This window comes from Paenibacillus sp. P4_E11, assembly GCF_056401635.1.
Genome location: NZ_JBFUIX010000136.1, coordinates 1 through 9,750, shown reverse-complemented (window position 1 = coordinate 9,750; position 9,750 = coordinate 1). Strand labels below are relative to the sequence as shown.

At 50.6% G+C, this 9,750-nt stretch carries 8 protein-coding genes and 1 pseudogene; 8 read left to right on the top strand and 1 reads right to left on the bottom strand.

Annotated elements, in window-relative coordinates:
- Positions 1-66 precede the first annotated feature (66 nt).
- Positions 67-356: pseudogene (locus AC1DWB_RS28940) on the bottom strand (transposase domain-containing protein); the annotation flags it as partial.
- A 287-nt stretch (positions 357-643) separates the two neighbouring features.
- Between AC1DWB_RS28940 and AC1DWB_RS28935 the strand changes: the two are divergent.
- The 8 genes from AC1DWB_RS28935 to AC1DWB_RS28900 all read left to right on the top strand — a co-directional run.
- Positions 644-895 (top strand): hypothetical protein, encoded by a 252-nt coding sequence (locus tag AC1DWB_RS28935; RefSeq protein ID WP_477544565.1) that lies wholly within the window; start codon positions 644-646, stop codon positions 893-895.
- Between the two features lie 350 nt (positions 896-1,245).
- Positions 1,246-2,256, top strand: a complete 1,011-nt coding sequence (locus AC1DWB_RS28930) for a Gfo/Idh/MocA family protein (RefSeq protein WP_477544564.1) — start codon at positions 1,246-1,248, stop codon at positions 2,254-2,256.
- Between the two features lie 15 nt (positions 2,257-2,271).
- On the top strand, positions 2,272-3,174 hold the full coding sequence (locus AC1DWB_RS28925; RefSeq protein WP_477544563.1) for an aldo/keto reductase: 903 nt from the start codon (positions 2,272-2,274) through the stop codon (positions 3,172-3,174).
- A gap of 20 nt (positions 3,175-3,194) precedes the next feature.
- Positions 3,195-4,637 carry a hypothetical protein gene (locus tag AC1DWB_RS28920; RefSeq protein WP_477544562.1) on the top strand — a complete coding sequence of 481 codons (1,443 nt, stop codon included), beginning with the start codon at positions 3,195-3,197 and terminating at the stop codon, positions 4,635-4,637.
- Positions 4,638-4,652: 15 nt separating this feature from the next.
- Entirely contained in the window at positions 4,653-5,513 is an 861-nt protein-coding gene (locus AC1DWB_RS28915; protein WP_477544561.1) for an alpha/beta fold hydrolase, read from the top strand.
- Positions 5,514-5,723: 210 nt separating this feature from the next.
- Positions 5,724-5,948, top strand: a complete 225-nt coding sequence (locus tag AC1DWB_RS28910) for a hypothetical protein (protein ID WP_477544560.1) — start codon at positions 5,724-5,726, stop codon at positions 5,946-5,948.
- Between the two features lie 157 nt (positions 5,949-6,105).
- The gene (locus tag AC1DWB_RS28905) at positions 6,106-7,992 is read left to right on the top strand and encodes a putative thiazole-containing bacteriocin maturation protein (protein WP_477544566.1); all 1,887 of its coding nucleotides are present in this window, start codon (positions 6,106-6,108) and stop codon (positions 7,990-7,992) included.
- Positions 7,989-9,750 (top strand): TOMM precursor leader peptide-binding protein (locus AC1DWB_RS28900; RefSeq protein ID WP_477544559.1); only part of this gene is annotated, 1,762 nt, incomplete at its 3' end. The genes AC1DWB_RS28905 and AC1DWB_RS28900, both read left to right, overlap by 4 nt.

Genomic DNA, 9,750 nt, shown 5'->3' with positions numbered 1-9,750 from the left:
ATATTCGTAAGCGCAAACAGCCTCCACCTTGTCATTCAAGTTGGGGGCTGTTCATGAGTTGTATAATCAAGATTTGAGCACGCGACAAGCCAGTGGCAGTGACGGTGACCAAGGTAGCAAGCTGTCCAACGCTTCCGGATTTTTCGAATCGGGAAGCTGTGGGAGTTGCTCGAACAGGTACACCAAGTACTTAAAGGGATTCAGCCCATTCTCTTTCGCCGTTCAATCACGCTGTAAATAACACTACTTGCCCTTGCACCGCGGGGCGTATTCGCAAGCAGCCAGTTCTTCCGCCCGATGACAAATGGCTTAATTGCCCGTTCGCTATGGTTGTTGTCAATCTCCAAACGGCCATCTTTAAAAACGCCGTCAGCTTATCTCATTGAGCGTTACGCCCACTACCTTGTGGTAACCGGCATAAACCGTCCACGTGGAGGTAACCGCTTAATCCCGCCAGAAAGTTCCGGGGATGCTCGCTGCCACGCGTTGGACGATAGTCACGAGGACGACCCAGCGTCATTAGTGGATGTTGACCTACAGGACAAACGTACATGAAATGGGGGAATGCCGCTAGGCTTCCATCCAATCTGTTGCGGATTCATCCCATATACTGTACTACCTCACTAGAAAGGGATGAAATGATATGTCAAATCAACAGCAACATCGGAATGATTGCCCGTCTTGTCCAACGAAAACCATCTATGACCCACCTACGCAAGTGTACAAAGACATTTACCATCCACAGATCGTGGACATTGTTCATACAGTTGAAGTTATTAATCGTCACCATTGCTGCCCGGTTCCGCGTCACGTGTATACGTACAGAACAATGAACGACTATTCCGGTATGAACAACAGCATGGTCAGTCCTTATATGGGTGGTAAGGGTAGATAGATCAGAGCGGATCGAGTCGAAAGCAGCCCAAGGTCATAGTGACTTGGGCTGCCGACGTTACATAGCAAAATAATACATGGCTGCTTAATAAAACATAATTCGGCACACAGCAAGGAGCCTAGTACTTGCAGCAATTGCAAGACCGGCTCGGGGCCGAATCCGTCTGGAGGACACAGGAGATGAATATCGGAAACGGATAACAAAATGTCGATTGCCGCCAAATACTTGATTGTAAATGCCATGCTATCATGGGTGTTGATACTGTCGGAATTGTACAACATGAGTGTTGCAATGTCTGAGGCCAACTGATGACATGCTGATGAAGTGATTTGGCAGAAGGAGCGATTCACATGAACGGAAAGTCCATACAAGTACTTATCCTCGGTATGATGGATTATTGGCTCGAGCATTGGAGGGCAAGGCCTGAAGTGACGGTCATAGGTGTCGTAGACATTTATGGACAGGCAGAGATGGTCGGTGTGCCGGACAAGTATGTAGCGGACGTGTATAAGTATAATATCCCGTTGTTCACTCATGTCGAAGAGGCGTTGCAGCAAGTGAAACCCGACATCGTAACACTCGTGACGCCGCCAACTGGCAAATTGAATATGGGGATCGTAGAGTTCGTTGTGAACAAAGGCTACGATCTGTTTCTGGAGAAATTACGACCGGCTGATCCCGGTGATGGCGAACGCCTGCTGAAGCTGAGTGAGCGTACTGGGCGACAAATTGCAATAGGAGAGCCATATCGTTACGACAAGTATGTGGAGCAAGCCAAAACCTTAATCGATGCAGGGGCGCTCGGTACGGTTGAACAGGTGACTTGGCGCTGCTATCGTCCGAAAGTAGTGGCTCCGTGGATGAGCGCATACAACCATGTTATGCTGGAGGACCTTTCTTACCATCATTTCGGTACGATTCACTATCTGCTGGGATTGGAACGTCTGCGACAAGTAACAGCAGCGTCGCGACTGCCTACCTGGACTCCAGTTGCTTCACCATCGGTCGTTTCGCTTCTTGCGGACGGGGATGACGGCTTGCATCTCAGCTATTATTCATCATGGGTAGCTCATGGTCGGACAACCACTTGGCTTGGTTATTTTCGAATAGAAGGTAGACTCGGTATGGTAGAGTTGAGTGAAACGGGTCTGCTATTCGTAGATGCGGATGGTGCGGAGCAACAGTTTGAGCTTAGCGACCTGAAGTATGAGCTGCGTAATGGCACTGTAGATGAATTCGTACGATCTTATCTGGATAATCGGAGGAGTAACCACGATATTACTTCGTTCTATCCAGTTATTCGTTTCATTTATGCTTCTCTGGAATCTTCAGAACGGGGTGAACCCGTAACTTTACATTAGAAGGAGTCGAACGAGATGATCTATACGGAACTTGGCAAGACCGGTATTCGTGTCTCCAAGCTTGGACTTGGTGGAGCTCCGCTCGGGGGCGACTTCGGGCCAACGTCGGACGCAGAGGTCGTGAACGTTGTTCATGCCGCGATTGATGCCGGAGTCACCTTGTACGACACCGCACCGTTATATGGCCGCGGTGAGAGTGAGCGCCGATTGGGGCTGGCGTTAAAGGGACGGCGTGACAAGGTAGTGCTCGCGACCAAGGCCGTTATGCGAGGAGATCCATACACATATGAGAATACGATCCGATCGGTGGAGGAAAGTCTTCGCCGCTTGCAAACCGATTGCATCGATCTCATTCAGCTGCATGAGTTGGAATCGACATCCTACGAACAAGTGGTGAATGAAACGTTGCCAGCCTTCCTTAAGCTGAAGGAGCAAGGCAAAGTTCGTGCACTCGGCATCAATGCGGGGCGAATGGCGCTGCTCTATCCGTTCATCGAAGAGCAGCTGTGCGATACGATTCAAACCTTCGGACGGTACACGCTGATTGATTATACAGCAGCGGACGAGCTATTCGTACGGACGCGTGCTAATAACATTGGCGTCATCCACGGCAGCCCGCTTCAAATGGGTATACTGGCGGATTCACCTGCACCGTTTTTCTTGAAATACGAAGACAGACTTAGAGAGGCGAATAACCGATTAGCCAAGCTTGAGTTTTTGCGCGTAGGTAACGGTCCAGGCAGCTTGGTGGAGCCGGCGATGCGATTCAGCTTGTCCAACCCGGATATTGCTGTAACTCTTACAGGTACAACGTCGATTGACGTGCTATTGAAGAACGTATCGTATTGTGATGGAGTCGGATTAACGACGGAACAGATGAGCCAAGTGCTGGCCTTGTTTCCGGGTTCACCGTTCTAGAGATAAGGAGGAAAGAATCTATGAAACCGAACACGACCACGTTAGCTAACTGGTTACTCACTTGGGTTAACGATAACGGAGCCATCCATGGCTTCCATAACCACTCCGTATGGGGCTCGAACCCCTATAGGTGGTCGGACTTTACATCGGGTCACAGCACGTGGGCAAGTCCGCTCTTGACCTCGCTTGCCTTGGTTATTAAGGAGAAGCGGGACCCCAAGCTCGAGGAGCTCCTCGTGCGGTTGATCCGATTCCAGACGACGGCTTTTCAGGAGGACGGTCAATACGCCCATATCGGATTCCAGATCGGCGAGTCGCTGAAGCGAGGTCTTATCCACAACATGCTGCCTAATGTAGCATTAGGGCTAACGGCAGAGTATGCCAAATCTTGGTTGCCCGCAGAACATGTTGAAGCGATCCGCACAGCTATTGCCAATAGCATGGAGACGAATGATGTGATGTACCCGTTCGGCGCGTTATATAAGGATGGCAAGGCGAAGGCGATCAGCAATCAGGAGTATGCGCGGCTGTGGGGCAAGCTGCAATACCAGCATGTGTTCGGCGAAGTGCGATGGGATGATCTGCCGGATCAGCTTGATTTCATGATCGAACGTTATCATGTCAAGGGCTTCCCTGACGAAGACAGCGATGCTTCTTATCGTTATCTCGGAGATATGACGAATACGGAGCCGGCGGAATATTACGGGCTCTTGATCGCACCGCTAATATTAGCCTACGAAATGTATGGAACCGAACGATACCTTGAAGCTGCAGGAAGGCTGTGCCGCCATCTTGCCCGCTGTGCCTGGTACGATGACAAGGGGCAGATCCGGTTGCACCGTGCCTGGTATTACAGCGGGAGCCGATGGGTGAAGATCAAGGAACCGATGCTGATTGCCGGCATGGGTATGTCTTTGTACGGGATTCAGAAGTATCTGAGCCACAGGAAGGACGATGAGCTGGAACGGTTCCTGTCGGCTTGCGATCGGACATATGCGACCTATCAGAATCCGCGTGGATTTTTTGCCTCGGCGACCGGCTGGCAAGGCGAAGGCGATATTGCTCCTTGTTCGGCTTGGCATTCGCATGATCTGTTGTACTTGCTTGTTCGTCACGGAATGGAGCCTGGAATCCACGAAGAGCTTTTCAAGACGGACGACAAAATATCGGTACTGCTGGGCGATCAATGTATATGGATGGAGAAGGGCAATCACTGGACGATTACCGACTATGCTGCCCATGATGTATTCAAGCTTCTCGGCCGTAAAGACGAGAATTACTTTGGGCGCGATATGGATTGGATCGGCGGTGWTCGGACGCTTCCTGATCACTTCTCCTTCAAGGATCAGCCGGTATTCATGCGGACGGACGAAGGTGTGTTTTTGAAGCCGGGGCCGCATGGAGAGGAAGAGTTGAACTTGTCCTGGATCGGACCTCGACCATATTTGGGGGCGTGGAGGTAAGGGGGTAGTAACCTAATGACTGTCTGGCAAAAAAGAATCCTAACTACAGATCGAGGAAGTTTTGAACTGTTTATAGCCGGTCAAGGTGAACCTATCTGCGTCACTCATTATTATTCTGCCTTCACGGAAAGAGGAAATTATTTTGCAGATATGTTCGTTGACTATGGTCAAGTCCTATTAATAAATCTTAAAGAATGCGGGAATTCGGACAAGATCATCCATGATGAAGAACTTAGTATGACGGAGTCTGTTAGAGACTTAGAAGCCATTCGAGAAACGATGGGATTCCAGAGGTGGTCATTTGCTGGGCACTCGACTGGCGGGATGCTGGGTCTGGTGTATGCGATGTCTCACTCGGAATCGTTAATCAATCTAACTGTGGTTGGGGCTGCCGCTTCTAGTGAATATATGTCTTCTCCAGGTAGCATCTATTGCCGTGACAACCCCAAGAACCCACGCCTGCGTGAGATTTTCTCCATATTGCGTAGCTCGGAATCATCAAGTGAAGAGAAAGCGCTAGCAAGTCGAGAGTGGGTGGAGATGTCACTCCATCATCCGGAGAAGTGGGATGAATATTTTGCTAAACCAAGTAGCGGGCGAGTGGTTCAAAAGAGATTGGATTATTATAATCGGCACCTCTCCCAATATGACATTCGGAAGGATCTGCATTTAATCGATACACCAACCTTAGTGATGTGCGGTAAGCATGATACACAATGCCCCGTCAACTTCACGGAAGAGATTCATCAGTGGATACTTCAGTCTGAAATATATATTTTTAAGGAAAGTAATCACTCCCCACACACAGAAGAACCAATCCAGTTCAATGAAGTCGTTCGCCATTTTATACCAAAAAATCAATCGCAGACAACCTGACCGATGAAACTTCGGCTCAGGTTTTTCTTTATTTGTTGATCGATTCAGCATGTGTACTAGGTACATAAGTGGAGGTAAATACATAGCATGCTGGTAAATAACAAATAACGGAGGTTATTACAATGACAAATTTCAAAAAAGATCTTCAAAAACTGAAAGTTAGTGATTTCAATGCCAGCGACATGACCCCAACCGTGGGTCAAAACCAGAATGATCCAAATGGTGATCGTCTATGCGTGGGAGGCTTCTTTTGCGTGTTCTTCTGCACCAGCTGTAGTTGTAGTTGCTCCTGTAGTTGCTCCTGTAGTTGCTCTTGTAGTTGCTCCTGTAGTTGCTCCTGTAGATGCTCCAACTGTGTTCGTTGCAGCAATTGTGTCCGCTGCAGTACTTGTGCACGATGCGGTGGCTGTGCACGCTGCCGGTAACATGATTTAGGTAAAGTCTCTGCGAACTGAAACTTATTCTCCAACAAACTCAGAGGTGATTACACTTCTGAGTTTTTTTATGGCATGAGGGACAAATCGTCATTCATAACATGAAAGGGGAACTGTCTTGATAAAAGCTCTAGGAGGAATGTGGTTTGAATTCTTCTATGCGTCTGAAAGTGAATGGGGATACGTTCTTTCTGCCGAACCCGAATGGAGACGTCTATTTCCGCAACAATGTGGGCTCGTTTCAAATGAAAGGAGACACGATCGACCAGTGGATTGAACAATTGATCCCGGTGTTGAATGGCGAGCACACGATGGAAGAGTTGACCGATGAGTTGCCGGATGAATACCGGAATCGGGTATATGAAATCGCCGAAGTGTTGCATGCCAACGGCTTCGTCCGCGATGTAAGTCAGGATCGTCAGCATCAGTTAACGAGCGAGGTGCTTCATAAGTATGCTTCCCAGATTGAATTTCTGGACAGTTTTGGTGGTTCGGGTGCATACCGGTTCCAGTCCTATCGGGAGGTCAAAGTGTTGGCCATTGGTTCCGGACCGTTCCTGCTCTCGCTCTGTGCGGCGTTGATGGAATCGGGAATGCCTCGATTCCATCTGATGATCACGGACACGGATACGACCGATCGGCAGCGATTATCAGCACTCGTGGCACATGCCCGTTTATCAGATCCAGAGGTAGGCGTAGAGGAGATCGGCCTGCCTAATGATGGAAGCAGCAACGGTTGGTGTGAGACGGTGCGGTTGTATGATGCCGTACTGTACGTATCACAGGAAGGTTACGTTGAACCATTACAAGCTATTCACGCAGCATGCAGGGAGGCGGGTAAGGTGCTGCTCCCCGCTATGTTCATCCATCAAGCGGGTGTGGCAGGACCGCTCGTTCGTCCAGATTCGGAAGCCTGCCTAGAATCAGCATGGCGGCGTGTGCATTCCTCCGCGTTATGCAAGGACCCAGGAGTCCATGTCGTCTCCTCTACAGCGGAAGCGATGCTTGCTAATGTAATCGTATTTGAATGGTTCAAATCGGTTACAGGCGTGACCAAGTCGGAATTGAACCAAAAGGTGTTTCTGCTCAATCTGGAGACGTTGGAAGGAAGCTGGCATTCGTTCCTTCCTCATCCCCTCGTTCACGGGCGTCTAGCTGTTGAACGGGAGCCGATGATTGAGTTGCCACCCGAAAGGAATCCAAGTAATGAGGGACCGAATGAGCTGATTCCTTACTTCAGCACGTTGACCTCAGCAGAAACAGGCATCCTCCACATATGGGAAGAGGGCGATTTATTCCAGCTCCCGCTGATGTTATGTCGAGTGCAGGCCGCCGATCCACTGTCAGAAGGACCGGCTGAATTGCTTCCGGAGATCGTCAGCCCCGGGTTGACGCATACGGAAGCACGGAGGGAAGCGGGATTGGCCGGGATCGAAGCGTACGTATCGCGAATGACCGAAGCTCATGTAGGGGTAGGAGCAGGCGCGACGATTGCGGAGGGTATTTGCCGCGGGTTATCCAAATATATGACCGGACAATTGGCCAGGCAGTTGAATTCAAGCGAGCCTTCTGTCGTGCAGGTAAGGTTGACGGATGTGTGCGATGATCGCTGCCGCCATGATTGGAGTGCGTTGACCACGATGCAGGGAACGCCGGAAATTGCTGTGGGTGAGGACGTAATGGGGTTCCCGCTGATGTGGGTCGGTTCGAACGGTCGCTGGTACGGCAGTGTCGGCTTGAATCGTACACAAGCGTTACGGATGGCGCTCCAGCAAGCGCTGTTGAAATCCCAATGCCCTGACGAGAGCGTGACCATTCATGCAGTGGAGTTGGTAAATGTCCGAGTGGAACAAGTAGAGCCGCGAGACATTGTGATCGATGCGTTTGAAGAAGGGGAGCACGCCAAGGTTCTAGAGGCCGCTAAGATCATACTGAAAGCGAACCGGAAGCGGTTGTCAGTCATCGATCTGGCGGATGAGCCATTCTTGAAAGAAGGGCTAGCCGGTGTGTTTGGCGTGTCGCTGCGAGAGGAGGAGAGCCAGTGAGCGCAATCGTTGCGGTAATCGGAGAAGGGCTGCTCGCACAATTCGTATGTGAGGAGCTATCTCTCCAGTATGAGCTTACACGCCAGTCCGATTTCGGAACCGGAGCGCCTAGAGCAGTTGATTTGGCGCTTGTAGTGGGCGATGTGTGGAATCCTGCCATGCATCTGAAGGCTGAAGAAGTGTTTCAACAGACGGAAGTGCCTTGGCTGCGTGGCTTCGTTTCATTCGGCGAGGGTGTTGTCGGTCCTCTGATACGGTCAGGGGAGCCGGGCTGCTCCCAGTGTGCAGACTTTCGGCGCTTAATGGCGGGGAAAGATCGTAAGGAATCGTGGGAGCTGCAGATGAGTCTGTCTGAGAACGAAGAAGGATTGCCTAGCAATCCGTGGGCTTCGCGCACAGGATTGAGGCAGGTGGCACACCTTCTCGTGGCGGAAGCCAGCAGAGTATTGCAAGGCCAGCAGCCACAAACGGCAGGTCAGTTGTTCTTGATCAATCTGCAGACGCTGACAAGCTCGCGTCACCTCTTTCTAGCTGACCCGCTATGTCCGGTATGCAGCCGATTGCCTGACGATAGTGCAGAAGCAGCCCATATTCAGCTCAAGCCAAGCCCGAAGATCAGTGCCGATCGTTATCGTTGCCGTCCAATGGATGAGCTGCAGAGTGTACTGGCACGAGATTATCTGGATACCCGGACAGGCTTCTTGAACTCCAAGATGTTCGACCTCATGTCGCCCTTCTCTGATTCGTCCATCAATCTGCCGTTATTCTCAGCGGATGAGGGTTGTGCGGGTCGCACTCATTCCTATGCGGTGAGTGAGATGACGGCGATCTTGGAAGGGTTGGAGCGTTACTGTGGTATGTCGCCACGCGGCAAACGGACAGTCATTCACGATAGTTTCAACCACTTGAAGCACCAGGCACTTAATCCTGTTCGTGTTGGTGTTCATGAGCAGATTCAGTATGAGAAACCTGACTTTCCGTTCAAACCGTTCGATCCGAATCGAGCTATCGATTGGGTGTGGGGCTATTCGTTCTTGAAGGAGCGTTCGATTCTGGTACCGGAGCTGCTTGCCTACTACAGCTCAGGTTGCGGTCATGGAGTTGTGTACGAAACTTCCAATGGCTGCGCATTAGGCGGCAATCTGGTAGAAGCGATCTTCTATGCGATCATGGAAGTGGTGGAGCGTGATTCATTCCTGATGACCTGGTATGCACAGTTGCCTCTTCCACGCCTTGATCCTCTCTCGGCTGACGATCAAGAGCTGACATTGATGATCGAACGATTGCAAACCGTAGCAGGGTATGACGTGCATTTGTTTAATTCGACGATGGAGCATGGCATTCCTTGCGTATGGGCTATCGCTAAGAACAGGAAGCCCAAGGGAGTGAATATCATCTGTGCAGCTGGCGCTCATCCAGATCCTGTTCGTGCGGTGAAAGGCGCGATCCATGAGATAGCGGCCATGTTGATCAATTATAGCGAGAAGCTCGAGCAGAACCGGGAGCAATACGAGGGCATGCTCCACGATCCATTCCAGGTGCAGCAAATGGAGGATCATTCGATGCTGTACGGGTTGCCGCAAGCGGAGGAGCGGTTCCAGTTCCTGCTGGATTCGGATCGTCCGTTGCGGACGTTCGATCAGGAGTATAAGCCCACGGCCAAGCATGCGGATCTGACCGACGATCTGACAATGGTTCTTGACACTTTCCGTCGGCTGAATCTGGAAGTGATCGTCGTCGATCAATCTACACCTGAGA

Bases quoted from the DNA above. Each gene is read 5' to 3' on its own strand.
- AC1DWB_RS28915 (WP_477544561.1), top strand. From the start codon at position 4,653: ATGACTGTCTGGCAAAAAAGAATCCTAACTACAGATCGAGGAAGTTTT.
- AC1DWB_RS28905 (WP_477544566.1), top strand. From the start codon at position 6,106: ATGCGTCTGAAAGTGAATGGGGATACGTTCTTTCTGCCGAACCCGAAT.
- AC1DWB_RS28925 (WP_477544563.1), top strand. From the start codon at position 2,272: ATGATCTATACGGAACTTGGCAAGACCGGTATTCGTGTCTCCAAGCTT.
- AC1DWB_RS28935 (WP_477544565.1), top strand. From the start codon at position 644: ATGTCAAATCAACAGCAACATCGGAATGATTGCCCGTCTTGTCCAACG.
- AC1DWB_RS28910 (WP_477544560.1), top strand. From the start codon at position 5,724: ATGATCCAAATGGTGATCGTCTATGCGTGGGAGGCTTCTTTTGCGTGT.
- AC1DWB_RS28930 (WP_477544564.1), top strand. From the start codon at position 1,246: ATGAACGGAAAGTCCATACAAGTACTTATCCTCGGTATGATGGATTAT.